The sequence below is a fragment of the Tepidimonas charontis genome (assembly GCF_007556685.1).
Taxonomy (GTDB): domain Bacteria; phylum Pseudomonadota; class Gammaproteobacteria; order Burkholderiales; family Burkholderiaceae_C; genus Tepidimonas; species Tepidimonas charontis.
In genome coordinates, this window is the sequence record NZ_VJON01000001.1 from 99,664 (window position 1) to 118,033 (window position 18,370).

The window sequence follows — 18,370 nt, forward strand, 5'->3', positions numbered from 1 at the left end:
CAGTGGGCACAGGCAACGGTGCGGGCGGCCGGCACCCACCCGCACGGGCCGCCGTGGTGCCACACACGGGACGACAACGCCCCGGCCTCAATACGTCAGGCGCGCGTAGTAGGTGCGCTCCGCGGCCCGCCGCGCTTCGCCTAAAGTGCGGATACCCTGTTGCTGCAACAGCGGAATCAGGCGCAAAAACACCTCGGCCGTGACGATGGCGTCACCCAGGGCCGTGTGGCGGCCGATGACATCGATGCCGAAGCGCTCGGCGATCTCCTCCAGCCGATGCGAGGGCTGCTCCGGATGTACCACGGCCGATAGCAGCAAGGTGTCGAGCACCGGCTGATCGAATACGACGCCCGTGGTCTTTTCCTTGAGCTGCAAAAAACGCATGTCGAAGGCGGCGTTGTGGGCCACCAAAACGGTGTCGCGCGCAAACGCGTGAAAGGCCGGCAGCACCTGCGTGATGTCAGGCTGATCGGCCACCATCTCGGGCGTGATGCCATGGATCGGAATCGAGGCACGCGGAATCGTGCGACGTGGATTGACCAGCTGCTCGAAACTCTCATGCCGCAACAAACGGCCGTTGACGATGCGCGTGGCACCGATCTGGATGATTTCGTCTCCCTCGGAAGGGTTCAAACCGGTGGTTTCGGTGTCGAACACCGTGTACGACAATTGCTCCAGCGGCACATCGTCCAGCGCCTGAGTGGCGGGTGACACCCGGAACAGGTCGAAGTCATAAAACTCGGGGCGACTGTCTGCCGCCGGCCGCACCAGCGCGGCGGCCACCGGCGCGGCGTCCGCCGGCTCGGCCGCCGGCAGTAGCAAGCGGAAAAAGGCTTCGCCCGCTGCTTGGTCGCACTCCACCCACAAGGCGGCGCCGTGCCGTTCGATGACGTCGCGCGCGCTGTAGGCCGTGCCCGCATCGCCCACGCGCAGCGGGTCGAGCTCCCAGCCCATCAGGGCCGACAAGGCCCCCTCGTCCCCCGCGTGCGGCCACACCACGTCCAGATGCACCTGCGCCCCGCGCGCGGCCGCCGGCGGCACGCGCTGCAGCCGCAACTGCAGCCTTTCCACCCCGCGTTCGTCATGCAAGCGTCGTCCCAGGGTGGCGATGAGCTGCAACAGCGAGAAGCTGTCGATGCGCAGCCAGACGTCGGGCGCCACTGGCCCGCAGCCGACCTCCAGTCCGGGCAGATCGGCCAAGCGGCGTTGCAGTGCCGCGACCAGGTCGGCGCCGAGCATATCCTCCATCGGCCACTGACTGCTCCACAGCGCCGCACCGTCCGCCACGCCACGCTGCAGCCGCTCGCTCAGCCCCGTGACTTCCTCGCGCGCCACATCCAGCAAGCGCGCGCGCAGCGCTGGGTCAGCCTCCGGCAGCTCCAACACCTCCAGCGCCGCGCGCACATTGGCCAGGGCACGGCGCGCCCCTTCGGTCAGCTCCAGCCACAGCTGCTCGCGCGCCGCTGCCTGCTCGACCTCGCGCGTAATGTTGTCCAGCACCAGCACGAACCCGGCCAGGGGCGCTTCACCCACGCTGTCGCCGGCGGTGTCGCGCACCGGCGCCACCTGCACCCGCAACAGTTGCCCGCTGCGCGTGGTGGTGACGAACTGCGCACTGGGGTGGGCGGCGCCGCGCCGCAGCCGCTGGGCGATATTGTCCAGCGCGTGAGCGATCAGCGCCCGATCGAACACCGTGTAGATCGAGCGCCCCAAGCCGATCCACTCGCCGCCGGCGATTTGGCTGGGCCCCGGCGACAGCGCCCGAAATTGCAGACGGGCCCGGTTGTTGTAGAGCAAGATACGGCCGTCGCGATTGCAGACGACCACGCTTTGCGTCAGCTCGGACATCAGCGCGGCCAGCCGCGATTTTTCCTGCTCGATATGGCGCGCGGCCTCGCGCACCCGCTCGTCGAGCTGGGCGCGCCAGGCCTCACGCTGCTGCACCAGCTGGTTGAACAACTGTGCCACACGCCGCACATCCGCCGGCCCGCGCTCGCGCAGGGCGGGGGCCGGGTCGGCGGTGAGCAGCACGCGCGCCTCTTCGGCCAGCCGACGCCAGGGGTGCACGGCGATGTCGAAGGCGCGCTGCAGCGCCCAGGCGATGCCCGCCATGCCCAACAACCACATCAGCAGCACGAAACCCCAGCGGTCCCCGAGCAAGTCGAGCATGCGCTGGCGCGCCTCGGGCTCCAGCGTAACGGCGATCAGCCCCACCGTCACCGCCAGCCAGGCCAGCGAAGCGCCGCCGGCGGCCGCCAACAGCCACCACAGGCGCGCATCGATGCGCCGTCTCATGCCGGGTCTCCCAGCAATTCGCGCACGCGCTGCACCAAATCCTGGGTGGCAAATGGTTTGGTCAGGTAGGCGTCGGCCCCCAGCGCCAAGCCCTTGGCCACGTCGGCGTCACGTCCTTTGGCCGTCAGCATCACCACGCGCAGACCAGCCAGCGAGGCATCGGCGCGAATCGCCTGGCAGACATCGAACCCGCTCTTGCGCGGCATCATCACGTCCAGCAGAACCAGGTCGGGCCGCCACTGCATCACCGCGTCCAAGCCCTCTTCGCCGTCGCGCGCCGTGCGCACCTCGTAGCCGGCGCGCTTCATCAAAAACTCCAGCGAAATGAGGATGTTCGGCTCGTCATCGACGATCAAGACGCGTTTGCTCATCGGCGTTGTCTCCGTTGTCTGGGCCACTGAGCAGGGGCAAGTCGAACCCGAAACACGCCCCCTGACCCGGCGTGGACTGCAGCCACAGCCGCCCACCCAAATGTTCCACGATTTGGCGGCTGATCGGCAAGCCCAAACCGGTGCCCGGCGGCCGCTGCAGCGCGTCGCCCCCCTGCCGAAACTTCTCGAAGATGACCGCTTGCTGCGCCGGCGGCACCCCGGGCCCATTGTCCTGCACTTCAACGCGCGCCCAGGCAGCGCCCTGCGCGTCGGTCCAGCGCCGTACCCGCACCTGCACGTGGCCGTGCTGGGCCGGCACGAATTTGGCTGCATTGGACAGCAAATTGAGCAGCACTTGTTGCAACCGGTCCGCGTCGGCGCGCACCCACAGGGGCGACTCGGGGCACTGCAGCAGCAAGCGCGCGCCGCGTTCATGCAACAGCGGCTCGGCCGCTTGGGTGGCCTGGCGCACCAAGGCGCAGAGTTCGAGCCGCTGCACCGCCCACTGGGCGTTGCCCGACTCGATTTTGGCCAGATCGAGCACCTGGTTGACCAGCCGCGTCAAGCGCTCGGCCTCCGCCACCACGATATCGAGAAATTGCTGGCGCTGCGCCGGCTCCAGCGTCGGATCGTCGCGCATGATCTCCGACAGCGCCCGTATCGCCGTCAGTGGGGTGCGCAGCTCGTGTGTCACCGAGGACATGAAGTCGTCCTTCAGGCGGTCGAGCTCCTGCAGCCGCTCGTTGGCCGCGCGGAGCTCGGCGGTGGCGCGCTCCAGCGACGCCGATTTCTCCTCCAGTGCGCGCGACAGGGCGCGCAGCCGACTGGTCTCCTGCAGGATGTCGAGCACATCGTCGAGCTGCAGGGGCTGCTCCTGCACCACCGAAGCCACCAGCCGGCGCGCCGAGGCGCTGCCCACGGCGCCGGCCAGCTGGGTCTCGACCCAGTGCACCAACGCGGCGTCGGCCGGCAAGGCGCCTGGCGCGACGCCGCGCTGGCGCGCCACCTCCTGCAAGGCCGCCTGGGCCCGCTGCGGCCCCAATACCCGCGCCAGCAGCGCTTGCAGCGCCGACAACGACGCCGCTCCGCGCCAAAATACCGGCGCGGCGGGGTCGTGGCGTGCGTGGCGATCGAAGACATCGACGAACAACAGGGCTTGGCTGGCCTCGGCTGCGCCCGGCGGCCGCGCCAGCGACACCCCCACATATAACCCGACGTTGACCAACGCGCTCCAAAACAGGGCGTGTGTCAGCGGATCGAAGCCGTGCAAGCCGAACAAGGCCTCCGGCCGCAGCCAGGCCAGCCCCCACGGGCCGTCGGTGACGAACGACGCCGGCAGCCAACCGGATTTGGCCAGCGAGGGCAGCATCAGCGTGTAGGCCCAGACGGCAAAGCCACCCAGCAAGCCGGCCACGGCGCCGGCGCGGCTGGCCCCGCGCCAGTACATGCCACCGAGCAAGGCCGGGGCGAATTGCGCCACTGCGGCGAAGCTGATCAGACCAATGCTGACCAAAGCATAGGCGTCGCCCGCTACCCGGTAGTAGCCATAGCCCAGCAACAAGAGCACGACGATGGCGCCACGCCGAATGCGCAGGATGATGCGTGTGAGGTCGGCGCCGCCACTGTGCGCGCCGTAGCGCAACCACCAAGGCAGCACCAGGTCGTTACAGACCATGGTGGCCACCGCAATCGTCTCGACGATGATCATGCCGGTGGCCGCCGACAGCCCACCGATGAAGGCCAGCAGCAGCACGGCGTCGGCACCGGCCGCCTGCGGCAAGCGCAGCACGAAGATGTCGACGTCGCTGGCGCCAACCCCGAACCACAGCAGCCCTGCCAAGGCAATCGGCAGCACGAACAGATTGATGAGCCACAGATACAGGGGGAACACCCACGCCGCGCGACGAATGTGGCGCTCATCGACGGCCTCCACCACCATCACCTGAAACTGGCGCGGCAGCAACAGCACGGACAGCCCGGCCAAAACCACCAAGGCAAACCAGCTCGACCACGCGAACGCGTTGGGGTCACCCAAGTCCAGCAACCGCGCCAGCGTCGGCTCTTGCCGTGCGCGCCCGACGATATCGGCCCAGCCGTCGAACAGCCCCCAGGTCACCAGCACGCCCACCGCCAAAAAGGCCACCAGCTTGACCAGCGACTCGAACGCAATGGCGGCCACCATACCCTCGTGCCGCTCGGTGCTGTCCCAGTGGCGCACCCCGAAGGCGATGGTGAACACCGCCAACCCCAGGGCGATGTAGAAGGTGCTTTCCTGCCACCACGGCAGCGCGCGTGCGCTGTGCACGCCCTCACCCACCACCACCGCGTAGGCCACTGCAATGGCTTTGAGCTGCAAGGCGATATAGGGCACGATCCCGATGACCGTGATCAAGGTCACCAAACCGGCCACGGCCGGGCTTTTGCCGTAGCGACTGCCGATGAAGTCGGCGATGGTGGTGATGCGATAGGTGTGTGCGATACGCACCATCTTGCGCAGCACCGTCCAGCCCAGCACCATGGCCAGCGTCGGCCCGAGGTAGATCGGCAAAAACCACAGCCCGCCGCTGGCGGCGCGCCCGACGCTGCCAAAGTAGGTCCAGGCGGTACAGTACACCGCCATCGACAGCGCATAGATCCAGGGGTTGTCGATGACGGAGCGGCCGGCGCGCGCACGCGCATCGGCCCAGTGCGCCAGCGCGAACAGTAACCCCAGGTAGGCAAAAGCCGCAGCGGCAACGACCCCAGCAGACACCGCGCGGCCCTCCTGCCCTGCGCCGTCAGTCTGGCGCCCGCTCCACGATCCAGGCCAAGGCGGCGATCAGCACCGCCCAGACAGCAAACAGCGCCACGACGAAGGGCGCCGCCGCCCCCCACTGTTGGGCCCAGGTGGCCCACAGCGCCAGCAGCGGAAAATTGACCGCCGCCACGCCCGCCACGAACATGGCCCACAGCCGCTGTGCGGTCGGCGAAGAACCGAAGGGGCGCACGACGCTGTCTCCGGTGGGCACGAGCTCAGGCGCGCTCCGCCAAGCGCTGCCAGGTCTCGATCACGGTATCCGGATTGAGCGAGATCGAGCTGATGCCCTGCTCCATCAGCCACTGGGCGAAATCCGGGTGATCGCTGGGACCCTGGCCGCAGATGCCGATGTACTTGCCCTGGGCGCGGCAGGCGCGGATGGCCTGGGCGATGAGGGCCGTCACGGCTGGGTCACGCTCGTCGAAATCGTGCGCCAGCAGCTCCAGCCCCGAGTCGCGGTCCAACCCCAGGGTGAGCTGGGTCAGGTCGTTGGAGCCGATCGAGAAGCCATCGAAATACTGCAGAAACTGCTCGGCCAAAATGGCGTTGCTGGGGATTTCGCACATCATGATGAGCTTCAGATCGTGTTCACCCCGCTTCAGACCCTTGGCCGCCAACAGTTCGGTGACGCGTTGCGCCTGCTGCAGCGTGCGCACGAACGGCACCATCACCTGCACGTTGGTCAGGCCCATGTCCTCGCGCACGCGCTTGAGCGCCTCGCACTCCATCGCAAAGGCTTCGGCGAAGTCGTCGCTGATGTAGCGCGCCGCGCCGCGGAAACCCAGCATCGGGTTTTCCTCGTCGGGCTCGTAGCGGCTGCCGCCGATGAGCTTGCGGTACTCGTTGCTTTTGAAGTCCGACAGACGCACGATCACCGGCTTGGGCCAGAAAGCCGCCGCGATCGTCGCCACGCCTTCGGCCACCTTGTCCACATAGAAGGCGCGCGGGCTGGCGTGGCCACGTGCGGCCGACTCCACGGCGCGCTTGAGGTCGGCGTCCACATTCGGGTAGTCCAGGATCGCCTTGGGGTGCACGCCGATGTTGTTGTTGATGATGAACTCCAACCGCGCCAGCCCCACCCCGCCGTTGGGAATCTGGGCGAAATCGAACGCCAGCTGCGGGTTGCCGACGTTCATCATGATCTTGACCGGCAGCTCGGGCATGGCGCCGCGCTGCACCTCGGTGACTTCGGTCTCCAGCAGACCTTCGTAGATGTGGCCGGTGTCACCCTCGGCGCAGCTGACGGTGACCAACTGCCCATCCTTGAGGGCCTCGGTGGCGTTGCCGCAACCCACCACTGCTGGAATGCCCAGCTCGCGCGCGATGATGGCGGCGTGACAGGTACGCCCGCCGCGGTTGGTGACGATGGCGCTGGCGCGCTTCATGATCGGCTCCCAGTTGGGATCGGTCATGTCGGTGACCAGCACATCGCCCGGCTGCACTTTGTCCATCTCGGCGATCGAGTGCACGATGCGCACCTTGCCGGTACCGATCTTCTGTCCGATGGCGCGACCGCTGGCCAGCACCGCCCCCTTGGCCTTGAGTTTGTAGCGCAGTTCGACCTGTCCGGCGGACTGACTCTTGACGGTTTCGGGACGCGCCTGCAGGATGTAGATCCGTCCGTCGATGCCATCTTTGCCCCACTCGATGTCCATCGGGCGCCCGTAGTGCCGCTCGATGACCAGCGCGTAGCGCGCCAGCTCCAGCACCTCGGCGTCGGTGAGGCTGTAGCGGTTGCGCTGCTCCAGCGGCACGTCCACCGTCTTGACCAGCTTGCCGCTGGCGGCCTTCTCTTCGGGGGACGCAAACACCATTTGGATCAACTTACTGCCCAGATTGCGGCGGATGATGGCGTGCTTGCCAGCCTCGAGCATCGGCTTGTGGACGTAGAACTCATCCGGGTTGACGGCACCCTGCACCACCGTTTCCCCCAACCCGTAGCTGGCGGTGATGAAGACCACGTCCGGAAAGCCCGACTCGGTGTCGATGGTGAACATCACGCCCGATGCCCCGAGGTCGGAGCGCACCATGCGCTGCACGCCGGCCGACAGCGCCACTTCGCTGTGCGCAAACCCTTTGTGCACGCGGTAGCTGATGGCGCGATCGTTGTAGAGACTGGCAAAAACTTCCTTGATCTTGTGCAGGATCTCGTCGATGCCGCTGACGTTCAGAAAGGTTTCCTGCTGCCCGGCGAAGGAGGCGTCGGGCAGGTCCTCGGCGGTGGCCGACGAGCGCACCGCGTAGCTGGCGTTGACCCCGCCGTCGAGCGCCGCAAAGGCCTGCCGAATGGCTTGCTCCAGCGCCGGCGGAAACGGCTGCGCCTCGACCATGGCGCGAATTTCGGCCCCGGTGGCCGCCAGGGCGCGCACATCGTCGGCGTCCAGCGCCGCCAGCTTGGCATGGATGCGCTCGGCCAGGCCGTCGTGCTTGAGAAATTCGCGAAACGCGTGCGCCGTGGTGGCGAAACCGGTGGGCACGCGCACCCCTTGCGGCAATTGCGAAATCATTTCGCCCAAGCTGGCGTTCTTGCCACCGACGGCCTCGACGTCGGACATGCGCAGCTGCTCGAACGGCACGACCAGCGCATCAGGGGGGAACAGGGAAGACATGGTGAACACTCCTCGATGATGAAAAACCGGGTGCGCGCCCGAGCAGGAACACCTTGGGCGTGGCGGCGCGGGGACTTTCGAGTCGTTGTTCTGGTCCGGCGCGGCCCACGCAGATGCAGGACCCGTGCAGCGGTCGCGATAATGGCGGCATTGTAATTGGCCCTACCTTCGCTCCCCATGCCCCACCGCACCGCTTTCTTCGTCTCCGACGGCACCGGCATCACCGCCGAAACCTTTGCGCGCGCGCTGCTGGCGCAATTCGAAATCCGACCCAAGATGGTGCGCCTGCCCTTCATCGACAGCGCTGAAAAAGCGCACCAGGCGGTGCGACAGATCAATCACACGGCGCAGGTGGACGGCAAGCGCCCGCTGGTGTTCACGACCCTGGTCAACGAAGAGGCGCTGGAGGTGCTGCGACGTGACTGTACCGGGCTGCTGATCGATATGTTCGGCACCTTCATCGCGCCGCTGGAGTTGGAGCTGGGCATGAAATCCAACCACCGCGTCGGGCGCTTTTCCGATGTCACACGCAGCCGCGAGTACCACGACCGTATCGAGGCCATCAACTTCACGCTGGAGCACGACGACGGCCAGACCGACCGCAGCCTGGAGATGGCAGACGTGATTCTGGTGGGGGTCAGCCGCAGTGGCAAGACGCCAACGTCCCTATACCTGGCGCTGCAATTTGGCCTGAAGGCCGCCAACTACCCATTGATCCCGGACGATTTCGAGCGCCGCCAGCTGCCTGCCGCGCTGCTGCCGCACAAAAAGAAGCTCTTCGGCCTGACCATCGACCCGCAGCGCTTGAGTGAAATTCGCCACGAACGACGCCCAAACTCGCGCTACGCCAGCCTGGAGAACTGCCGCTACGAGGTGCGCGAGGCCGAAGCGCTGATGCGCCGCGCCGGCATTCGGGTGCTGTCAACCACCCACAAGTCGATCGAAGAGATCGCCACCCTGATCCGGCAGGATTTGGAGGCCCGCGCCTGAGACGGCATACGCCGCCAGTCACGCACGCGGTGCGCTACGCTGGCCTGCGGCAAATCCGTGCGCGTGACGCGACAGTGCGAACGAAAAAAATATCTTGATCCACAGCGTGCTGCCGGCCACCGCCACCCAATCCTGGTATTCGACCCAGCCCAACAGCACGGACACGATCACGCCCACCAGCACGCCGCCGGCCACCAGATCGAGCGCCAGCTCGTAGGGCGCCCAGCGCGCGGCGTCGGGCGGTGGCTCGCCTTTTTTCAAGGCCACCTCAGAAAAGTCGCGCCGCACGGCGATGCGCCAGGCGCGCCGCAGCCAAACGAAGGCAATCGGAAACAGCGCCAGAAAAAACAAAATCTTGATCGGATAGATACTGACCATGGCGGTTCGATGTTCCGAAAACGATCGGCTCTGCCGGATCGTCCGGCAGAGCCACTGGACGGCAAGGTGCGGCTGATGCCGCCCCCCGCCCACGATCGACGGGCAAGGCACCACGCGGCGCCCCACTTCATCGGTCTCAGTGACCGACCGCAGCGCCCGCGCCCTTGGGCACGCGCACCGACTCGACCAGCTGCTGAATGTGCGCCGGCACCGGCTTGGACACCGCGCTGACCGCAAACGCCACCACGAAGTTCACGATGGCGCCCACGGTGCCGAAGGCCTCGGGCGTGACACCGAAGAAGCTGTTGGCGCCGCCGATCAGATCGAGGTACTCGGTGCCCTTGACGAAGAAGATGCCCTTGTGCGCGAACACGTAGAACAGCGTCACGAACAGGCCCGACAGCATGCCCGCGATGGCGCCAGCACCCGTAACCTTCTTGCTGAAGATACCCATCATGAGCGCCGGGAAGATGGTCGAGGCCGCGATACCGAAGGCCAGCGCCACGGTCCCCGCCGCAAAGCCCGGCGGATTCAGGCCCAGGTAGCCCGCCACCACGATGGCAACCGCCATTGCGATCTTGCCGGCCAGCAGTTCGGCTTTTTCACTGATGTCGGGCTTGATGGCACCCTTGATCAGGTCATGCGAGATGGCCGACGAAATCGCCAGCAGCAGCCCCGCCGCGGTCGACAGCGCCGCCGCCAGACCACCCGCAGCCACCAGCGCGATCACCCAGTTGGGCAGCAGCGCGATTTCCGGGTTCGCCAGCACGATGATGTCGGCGTTGACGGTGAGCTCGTTGCCCTTCAGACCCGCCGCTTCGGCCTTGGCCAGCACGTCGGCATTCTTGGTCTTGTCGTTGTAGAACTGGATGCGGCCGTCACCGTTCTTGTCTTCGAACTTCAGCAGACCGGTCTTTTCCCAGCGCTTGAACCAGTCGGGGCGTTGCTCATAGGGCAGCGCAGCCTCCGGGGCGAAGGGGTCGCCGCCCGCTTTCACGCGCTCGGCGTTGACGCGGATGCCACCGGCGGGATCGGGCTCGACACCCACGGTCGTGTTGACCGTACCGATCAGATTCAAGCGTGCCATCGCCCCCACCGCCGGCGCGGTGGTATAGAGCAGCGCGATGAACACCAGCGCCCAACCCGCCGAAGCACGGGCATCGGCCACCTTCGGCACCGTGAAGAAGCGCACGATCACGTGCGGCAGGCCGGCCGTGCCGATCATCAGCGAGACGGTGTAGAAGAACATGTTGAGCTTGTTGCCTGCCACCGCGGTGGTGTACTCCCCAAAGCCCAAGTCCTTCAGCACCAGGTCCAGCTTGGCCAGCAGCGACACATCGGTGCCCTTGAGGTCTGCCCCCAAGCCGAGCTGAGGAATGACATTGCCCGTGAGCGCCAGCGAAATGAAGAACGCCGGCACCAGATAGGCCACGATCAGCACGATGTACTGCGCCACCTGGGTGTAGGTGATGCCCTTCATGCCGCCGAACACCGCGTAGGCGAACACGATCGCCATGCCGATGTAGATCCCCATGTCGCTGGACACGCCCAGGAAGCGCGAGAACGTCACGCCCACCCCGGTCATCTGGCCGATGATGTAGGTGATGGAGGCCACCAGCAGGCAGATCACGCCGACGTTGCGCGCGGCCTGCGAGTAGTAGCGGTCACCGATGAACTCGGGCACGGTGAACTTGCCGAACTTGCGCAGGTACGGCGCGAGCAGGCAAGCCAGCAGTACGTAGCCGCCGGTCCAGCCCATCAGGAACACGGCGCCGCCGTAGCCCATGTTGGAGATCAGGCCCGCCATCGAAATGAACGAGGCTGCCGACATCCAGTCGGCGGCGGTGGCCATGCCGTTGGTCACCGGGTGCACCCCGCCGCCGGCGACGTAGAAGTCGGACGTGCTGCCGGCGCGCGACCACACCGCGATGCCGATGTACAGCGCGAAGGTCGCGCCAACGACCAGATAAGTCCAGAGTTGCAAACTCATGGTGCGCTCCTTCGGATCAGTCTTCGGCCATGCCGAACTTACGGTCGATCTCGCCCATCTTCTTGGCGTACCAGAAGATCAGCGCGATGAACACGTAGATGGACCCTTGCTGGGCAAACCAGAAGCCCAGCGGATAGCTCCCCAGCTTGATGCTGTTGAGCGCCTCCACGAACAGGATGCCGGCGCCGTACGACACCAGGAACCAGATGACCAATACCTTGGCCAGCAGCCCCAGCGTCGCGGACCAATAGGCCCGGGCGTTGCTGTCTTGGGACATGAGACTCTCCTCGGATACACACACAATCGACGAGCGGACGGGCCGCCTGCGTAGCGCACCGCGCAGGACCGCGCAATGATGCTGTGCCCGACTATCCGGGCGCTGCCTTACACGCGGCTGATGAAACGGGGACGCGGGCGCCCAACCTAGGGAAAGTCCCTAGACACTGACACGATCCCGATGGGGCCGCCCGCCCTCAGGTGGAGAAATCATCCTTCTTTCGAGGTGCCGGCCGCACCGCGGCCAGCGCACCATCCCGTGGCCAGATGCAGTGGCGCGGCCGCTGCACACGCCAGGGGCCGGGCTGACCTGGCGGACAGGGCCAGCCGCTGCAGGGGCACTCGGAGGATGGCCCCGAATCCCGGAGCCCGCTGCGGCCACTGGTGTGGCGCCGCTGGTGTGGCGTCCCAGCCGTGGCGCACGGTGTAGCGCACCGCACGGATGACCCCGGCGTGGGTGATCCAGACCCACGCCGGCCGTTCGCCGTCTGCGGTGGGGCCACCGGCACCCGCGCCTGTGGCGCAGCCGCTCACACCCGTGTCACCGCCGCCCAAGGCCAACAGATCGCGCAACGCCGCGCGCACGCGCCCCAGCAAGGCGGCGACCGACTCGCCGCCGCCGGGGGCGTAGTGGGCAAAGTCCGTGCACCAGGCATCCAGCACTGCGGGCGGTATCTGGTCCCACGGGCAACCCTCCCAGGCACCAAAGTCCAGCTCGTGCAGGCGTGCATCGATGCGCGGCGGCGGCATGGTCGGACGTAGCGCCGACAGCGCTTGCGCCAACCCCCACGCCCGAGCCGCCGGCGACGACACCACCCTCGCCCGCGCCGGCAGGCGGGCATGCAGCCGCTGGGCCACCGCCGCCACGGCCGCCAGCTGCGCCCTCAGGTCCAGCCGTCCATAGCACCGCCCAGTAGCGCCTTCCACAGCGGGATGCCGTACCAGCCACAACGTCGGCATCGTCACGGCGCGCCCCTCCCGCCCCGGAATCGGTGGCACGGACGAGTTCCAACGCCTGCCGCACGACCGCGCGTTCTCAAGCGAAGCCTCCCCCAACCAGCGCCGACGCCATGGCCAGCCCGAGCCACCATCCCAGTTCGGCGAGCTGTTGCGTCGCGCCCAAGGTGTCCCCAGTAAAACCGCCCAGGCGCCGACGCAGCAGGTGCCACATCCAGCTCCAGCCGAGCAGCGCCCCTAGCACCCCGGCCCACCAGGGCGCCGGCGGTGTGGCCCACACCAGCACGGCCAGCGCCGCCGCACACCACAGCCCCGCCACCCCGAGCGCGGCGACCCCGATGCGATCGGCCAGCGGTTTGCTCTTCGACGTGGCGGTGTCGCCGATGTGCGGCAAAGTCGCGATCGTCAGCAGCGGCGCGGTACGCGAGGTGACGTGGGCGCCGAACAGTCCCCACGCCACCGCCAGCGGTCCGAGCGCCTGCGTCAGCCACACCAGCAGCGCCAACTTCAACGCCAGCGCCAGCAGCACCGCCAGTGTGCCGTAGCTGCCGATACGCGAATCCTTCATGATTTCCAGCGCGCGCTCGCGGCTGACGTGACCGCCGAGCGCGTCGGCGGTGTCGGCCAGGCCATCTTCATGGAAGGCGCCGGTGAGCCAGACACCGGCAGCGGTGGACAGCACCGCAGCCAGCGCGGCGCCGGCGGCGTTGGCGCCAAAGATATGGATCGCCAACGCAAAAACCGCCCCGCACCACGTTCCCACCACCCAGCCGACGCCCGGAAAATGCGCTGCGCTGGCACGCAGCATGGCCGGCGAATAGCCCACCCAAGCGGCCAGCCGGCCACGCACCGGGATGCGCGTGAAAAACTGCAGCGCCAGCAAAAAGTGGCGCACGCCGCGCACGATCATGCCGGCTGGCTCGCGCTGCGCCGCGACACCCCGGCAGCGGAAAAACTGGCCATTTCGCGCAGGATGGCACAGGCCGACACGAGCAGCGGCCACGCCAGCGCCGCACCAGACCCTTCGCCCAGGCGCAGGCCCAGATCCAGCAGCGGCTCGGCGCGCAAGTGGGCCAGCAGCAAGGCGTGCCCGCGCTCACCGGAGCGATGGGCGAACACGCAGCGCTGCAGCACATGCGGGCGCAGCTTGACCGCCACCAACACCGCGGCGCTGGTGATGAAGCCATCCACCACGATGACGCGCCGCTCGGCGGCGGCCTGCAGTACCGCCCCCACCAGGGTGGCGATTTCGAAGCCACCGAGCGCAGCCAACGCGTCCAGCGGCTCGCTGGCATTGGCGTGGCGCTGCAGCACCTGCCGCAGCAGCGCGATTTTGCGCGCCACCCCGTCGGCGTCCAACCCGCTGCCGGCGCCGGTGCAGTCGGCGATGTCCAACCCGGTGAGCCGGCTCATCAGCAGCGATGCGGCCGAGGTATTGCCGATGCCCATCTCGCCCAGCAACAGCGCGTTGCCGGGCAAACGGCGTACCAAATCCACCCCGTTGGCCAGCGCCTGCGCGCACTGCGCAACGGTCATCGCCGGTTGCTCGCTGCTGTCGGCCGTGCCCCAGCCGACTTTGGCGTCCACCAGGCCGGGGCGGGGCGCGAAGGTGCGGCGCACGCCGCAGTCCACCACCGTCAGCGCCAGGCCGTGCTGGCGCGCCAAGACACTGACCGCCGCGCCACCGGCTAAGAAGTTTTCCACCATCTGCCAGGTCACGTCGCTGGGGTAGGCCGACACGCCGCGCGCCGCCAGGCCGTGGTCGGCGGCACACACCAGCAGCTGAGGATCGCGCAGCAGCGGCGCCTCACTGCCCAGGATCAGGCCCAGACGCTGCGCCAGCGTCTCCAGCCGACCGAGCGAGCCCAGCGGCTTGGTTTTGTCGTCCAGCAGAGCTTGCAAGCGCTCGGCCAAGGTCGGATCGTGTATGTCGGGCACGTCGGGCAAGGTATCGAACATGGCAGGGACTCCTCGTCGTGGGTGGGAAAAGGCTGACTCAAGGGGCGCTCAGCGCATCGAGCGCGCCCGCGGTGAAGTGGGCCTCGACACAATCGGCCAGGGCATCGAACACCGCCTGCAGCGGGCGGGCACGCGCCCCGAAGAGGGCGTGCAGCACGCCCGCGTCTTCGAACAGCCCGTGCAGATACAGACCCAGCACGTTGCCGGCGGCGTTTTGCCAGGCCAGCGCGGGGATGACCTCGTGCGCGCGCTCGCCGCGCCCCCACAGCGCCGGGTGCGGCACGGTGCGGCCGTGGTGGATCTCGTACCCATGCACGGGCAGCCCGGACAAGGCGGCCCACGGCCCATGACAGACGCCAAAGCGCGCCGTGCTGCGACGCACGGTCTTGTCCGGCGCAAACGCGGTCACCAGCGGCAGCAGCCCCAAACCGGGGGCATTGCCATCGATGCCGTGGACATCGACGAGCGCTTCACCCAGCATCTGCAGGCCGCCGCATATGCCCAGCACGGGCCGGCCGCACGCGGCGTGCTGGGCAATCGCCGCATCCAGCCCCTGCGCGCGCAGCCAGGCCAGATCGGCCGCCGTTGCCTTGGAGCCAGGCAGGATGATCCAGTCGGCGCCCACGCAGTCGGCAGGGCGACGCGCCCATACTAGGCGCAACCCCTCGACGTTTTTCAGCGGCTGAAACTCGTCCAGATTGCTCAGACGCGGGTAGGCGATGATGGCCACGGTGGTGTGCACGGCGCCAGCGGCGCCGCAGCGGTCGTCGAAGACACCGTCTTCTTCCGGCAGACCATGCTGGCGCAGCAAGGGCAAGGTGGCCAGAGTAGGCACGCCGGTGAGCGCCCGCAGTTGCTGCGGCCCCGGGGCCAGCAGCGCCGCGTCACCGCGAAAACGGTTGAGCACGAAGCCGCGCAGCAGGGCGCGCACATCGTCGGGTAACAAGGCCCACGTACCGTACAGGTGGGCAAAGGCGCCGCCGCGGTCGATATCGGTCACCAGCAGGCAGCGCGCCTGGGTGTAGCGGGCCACGCGCAGATTGACGATGTCGCTGGCCTGCAAATTGATCTCGGCAGGCGAGCCCGCGCCTTCGACGACGATGAGGTCGTACTGCACGCGCAAGTCGTCCAGCGCCGCGGCAACGATGGGCCAGACGCGCTCGCTGCGCGCATGCCACGGCAGCGCGGCCAAGTCGGGCTGCATGCGCCCGAGCAACACCACCTGGCTGCGCGTGTCGGCCTCGGGCTTGAGCAACAGCGGATTCATGCGCACGTCCGGGGTAGCGCCGGCGGCCAGTGCCTGGAAATATTGGGCCGAGCCGATTTCGCCCTCACCACCACTGCCGGCAGCAATGCCCACAGGGCCAGTGCCCCCCGTGTCGCCACCCGCACCCCATTCCGAACCGACGCCGCCGGGCAGGGGCACCACGCGCGCGTTGTTGCTCATGTTCTGCGCCTTGAAAGGGGCCACGCGCAGTCCTTGGCGCGCGTAGTAACGGCACAGCGCGGTGGCCAGCCAACTTTTGCCCGCGCCACTGGAGGTCCCCAGCACCATGACGCAGCGTGCGCTCACGCCCGGCCCTCCCCGCGCGCATGCTGGACGCAATCCATGGAGACGCGCGCGCCACCCGCATCGAGGTGCGCCCGGGTCGCACACGCCTCGCGCGGCGCAGACGATATTGCGGCCTGCCAAGCAGCAACCAGGGCGTCGACCGCCTGCGGCGGCTGCGCACTCATGCGCCACCAGCCCGGCAGGCCAAAGGACGTGGCATCGCGCAAGCGCACACCATGGGTACGCAGGGCGGCGGCGTCCAGCGGCTGCGGCGGGCGGGCGCAGAAAAAGGGGGTCACGCTGGGCGCACAGATCCAGCCCAGTGGCTCCAATCGGGCACGCAGAGCCTCGGCCCAAGCAGCCAGGGTTTGGCGGCTGTCGGCCAGCCAGCGCTGCGTCTGCGGCTGCACCCAGGCGCGCAGCAGCGCGACGCCATGAGCTCCCACCGGCCACGATGGCGCCAGTGCCTCCATTCGGGTGACGTCCTCCTCAGCACCCTCCGGAGCGATGGCGTACGCGGCGCGCACCCCGGTCATGCCGAGGGCCTTGTTGGGAGTCCAAATTTGCCACACTCGCCGCAGCTCGTCCTTCGTCAGCGCGTCCGCCCCATACAAGCGCAGCGGCGCGTACGCGGCATCCAGCACCACACTGCGTTCGCTGGGGGCCTGTAGCGCCGCCTCCACGACGTCGCGCTTCTGCGGTTGCCCTTGTGGGCTACCCGGGTCACACAACCAAACCAGGTCGGCGTGCGCCGGTTGCTTGACTTCGCACAGGCCCCAGGCGCGAGCGGCATGACGGTAGTCGCCATACCCGTGCCGGGGCAGGTGCACATGCCGCGCCCCCCGCAGGCGAAAAGCGGCCGTCAGGCGCTGAATGCCCTCGCTGGCGCTGCCCAGCACCAGCACACGCTCAGGGATCACGCCGTGCCAGTCGGCCAGCGCACGGCGCAGCTCGGTGTAACTGGGGTCGGGATAGCGCGTGGCGTCGGCCTGTTGCACGGCCTGCCACGCGGTGGGGCACGGCCCACAGGCGTTGGCGTTGGTGGAGAAATCCCACGGCACGGCACCATGGACGTCGGGGCCGCCGTGTATGCGCACCCACGCTTCGCGCCCTCTCACGCCTGCCCTCCTGAGATTGCCGACGTTGGGCCAGCCACCAGCACCACGGCGGCTGCCGCTGCGGCAAGGACAGCGACCACCGCCGCGCAGCGCCGGATCGCCAGTGGCGTATCGGCCGGCAGTGGGGGCCGGCCACTGGGGTTGAGCGCGTACACCCCGCGCTTGCGCAGGCACACCCCTAGGGTCAGCGCCAAAGCTGCCATGGGCCAGCCCCCGTTGGGCGAGGGGGTTCGCGCCGACTCTGTACACAGGCGTGACCAGCGCATGCCCCACCACCACGCCGGAGCCAGCAGTAGCGCGGTCAAGCGTGCCGGCAGCCACGACAGCACATCATCCGCCCGCGCGGCCCAGCGGCCCGCCCACGTCCAGTCGCGACCATGGCGCGCGCCCAGGTAGCCCCACATGGCATCGGCCGTGTTGGCAAAACGGTACAGCGCGGCTCCGGGCAGGCCCAGCACCGCGAACCACAGCAACGGTGCCACGACCGAGTCGTTGAGATTTTCGGCCAGGGTCGATAGCGCTGCCTCGCGCACCGCCCCCTCGTCCAGCGAATCGACATCGCGGCTGACCAGCCGCGCCACCTGCGCGCGTCCTGCATCCAGCGACTGTGCAAGGGCAGCCTCCACCGCCGTGACCTCGTCGCGCAGCAGACGCCAAGCGAACAGTGGCTTGAGCCACAGCCCCAGCCACGCCGCCTGCACCCATGCCGGCCAGTCGCGCGCCAGGGCCTGCAGCGCGCCTGCCATGGCCACCACCACAATCGCTCCCATCAACCACGCCAGAACGCCGCGCAGCAAGGGGCCAAGAGATGATCTCCCCGTGGTCGCTTGCATGGTTGCCAGCGCGCGTGCCGCTGCTGATCTGTCCTCCGCGACTGCGGGGGGCGCTGCCCAGCGCCCCGCAGCGGCCAAAAAACGGCCCATACCAACCACGGGGTGCAGCCAGGCGGGAGGCTCGCCGCAGCAGCGGTCGATGGCCAACGCAATCAGCACGGCCCCGCCGATCACTGCGGGCGACAACGCTGCCCAAACTGCCATGGTCGCCGGGTCGGATATTCCGGCCTCCGCGGGTACGGACG

The 18,370-nt window shown here is 68.0% G+C and carries 15 protein-coding genes; 1 reads left to right on the forward strand and 14 read right to left on the reverse strand.

Annotated features, from left to right (window positions below; translation table 11 throughout):
- Window positions 1–87: 87 nt before the first annotated feature.
- The 5 genes from Tchar_RS00490 to ppsA are packed head-to-tail and all read right to left on the reverse strand — an operon-like array spanning window position 88 to window position 8,072.
- Window positions 88–2,295, reverse strand: a complete 2,208-nt coding sequence (locus Tchar_RS00490) for a 3'-5' exonuclease (RefSeq protein WP_144327139.1) — start codon at window positions 2,293–2,295, stop codon at window positions 88–90.
- The gene (locus Tchar_RS00495) at window positions 2,292–2,666 is read right to left on the reverse strand and encodes a response regulator transcription factor (protein WP_144327140.1); all 375 of its coding nucleotides are present in this window, start codon (window positions 2,664–2,666) and stop codon (window positions 2,292–2,294) included. The genes Tchar_RS00490 and Tchar_RS00495 overlap by 4 nt, the downstream gene beginning before the upstream one ends.
- Window positions 2,638–5,418, reverse strand: a complete 2,781-nt coding sequence (locus Tchar_RS00500; RefSeq protein ID WP_144327141.1) for a sensor histidine kinase — start codon at window positions 5,416–5,418, stop codon at window positions 2,638–2,640. Before Tchar_RS00500 ends, Tchar_RS00495 begins: the two co-directional genes overlap by 29 nt.
- A gap of 25 nt (window positions 5,419–5,443) precedes the next feature.
- Entirely contained in the window at window positions 5,444–5,674 is a 231-nt protein-coding gene (locus tag Tchar_RS00505) for a hypothetical protein (protein WP_236640066.1), read from the reverse strand.
- A gap of 4 nt (window positions 5,675–5,678) precedes the next feature.
- Complete coding sequence (gene ppsA / locus Tchar_RS00510) at window positions 5,679–8,072, reverse strand: phosphoenolpyruvate synthase (protein WP_144327143.1); 2,394 nt, start codon at window positions 8,070–8,072, stop codon at window positions 5,679–5,681.
- Window positions 8,073–8,249: 177 nt separating this feature from the next.
- Here ppsA and ppsR point away from each other — a divergent pair, with 177 nt between their 5' ends.
- Window positions 8,250–9,062 carry a posphoenolpyruvate synthetase regulatory kinase/phosphorylase PpsR gene (gene ppsR, locus Tchar_RS00515; protein WP_144327144.1) on the forward strand — a complete coding sequence of 271 codons (813 nt, stop codon included), beginning with the start codon at window positions 8,250–8,252 and terminating at the stop codon, window positions 9,060–9,062.
- A gap of 18 nt (window positions 9,063–9,080) precedes the next feature.
- On the opposite strand, the gene Tchar_RS00520 is transcribed toward ppsR, so the two are convergent.
- The 9 genes from Tchar_RS00520 to Tchar_RS00560 form a co-directional block, all read right to left on the reverse strand.
- On the reverse strand, window positions 9,081–9,440 hold the full coding sequence (locus Tchar_RS00520; protein WP_144327145.1) for a hypothetical protein: 360 nt from the start codon (window positions 9,438–9,440) through the stop codon (window positions 9,081–9,083).
- A 136-nt stretch (window positions 9,441–9,576) separates the two neighbouring features.
- On the reverse strand, window positions 9,577–11,430 hold the full coding sequence (locus tag Tchar_RS00525) for a sodium:solute symporter family protein (RefSeq protein ID WP_144327146.1): 1,854 nt from the start codon (window positions 11,428–11,430) through the stop codon (window positions 9,577–9,579).
- 16 nt (window positions 11,431–11,446) lie between these two features.
- A complete protein-coding gene (locus Tchar_RS00530; RefSeq protein ID WP_144327147.1) occupies window positions 11,447–11,707 on the reverse strand; it encodes a DUF4212 domain-containing protein in 261 nt (86 codons plus the stop codon).
- Between the two features lie 209 nt (window positions 11,708–11,916).
- Entirely contained in the window at window positions 11,917–12,666 is a 750-nt protein-coding gene (locus Tchar_RS00535) for a histidine phosphatase family protein (RefSeq protein ID WP_201739262.1), read from the reverse strand.
- A gap of 76 nt (window positions 12,667–12,742) precedes the next feature.
- Window positions 12,743–13,573 carry an adenosylcobinamide-GDP ribazoletransferase gene (locus Tchar_RS00540; protein WP_328592021.1) on the reverse strand — a complete coding sequence of 277 codons (831 nt, stop codon included), beginning with the start codon at window positions 13,571–13,573 and terminating at the stop codon, window positions 12,743–12,745.
- Window positions 13,570–14,622: a nicotinate-nucleotide--dimethylbenzimidazole phosphoribosyltransferase gene (gene cobT, locus Tchar_RS00545; RefSeq protein ID WP_144327149.1), complete on the reverse strand. Its 1,053-nt coding sequence runs from the start codon at window positions 14,620–14,622 to the stop codon at window positions 13,570–13,572. The genes Tchar_RS00540 and cobT overlap by 4 nt, the downstream gene beginning before the upstream one ends.
- A 37-nt stretch (window positions 14,623–14,659) precedes the next feature.
- On the reverse strand, window positions 14,660–16,195 hold the full coding sequence (locus Tchar_RS00550) for a cobyric acid synthase (protein WP_236640067.1): 1,536 nt from the start codon (window positions 16,193–16,195) through the stop codon (window positions 14,660–14,662).
- Window positions 16,192–17,292, reverse strand: a complete 1,101-nt coding sequence (locus Tchar_RS00555; RefSeq protein ID WP_236640068.1) for an aminotransferase class I/II-fold pyridoxal phosphate-dependent enzyme — start codon at window positions 17,290–17,292, stop codon at window positions 16,192–16,194. The genes Tchar_RS00550 and Tchar_RS00555 overlap by 4 nt, the downstream gene beginning before the upstream one ends.
- Window positions 17,289–18,329 (reverse strand): CobD/CbiB family cobalamin biosynthesis protein, encoded by a 1,041-nt coding sequence (locus Tchar_RS00560; RefSeq protein WP_144327150.1) that lies wholly within the window; start codon window positions 18,327–18,329, stop codon window positions 17,289–17,291. Before Tchar_RS00560 ends, Tchar_RS00555 begins: the two co-directional genes overlap by 4 nt.
- Window positions 18,330–18,370 lie beyond the last annotated feature (41 nt).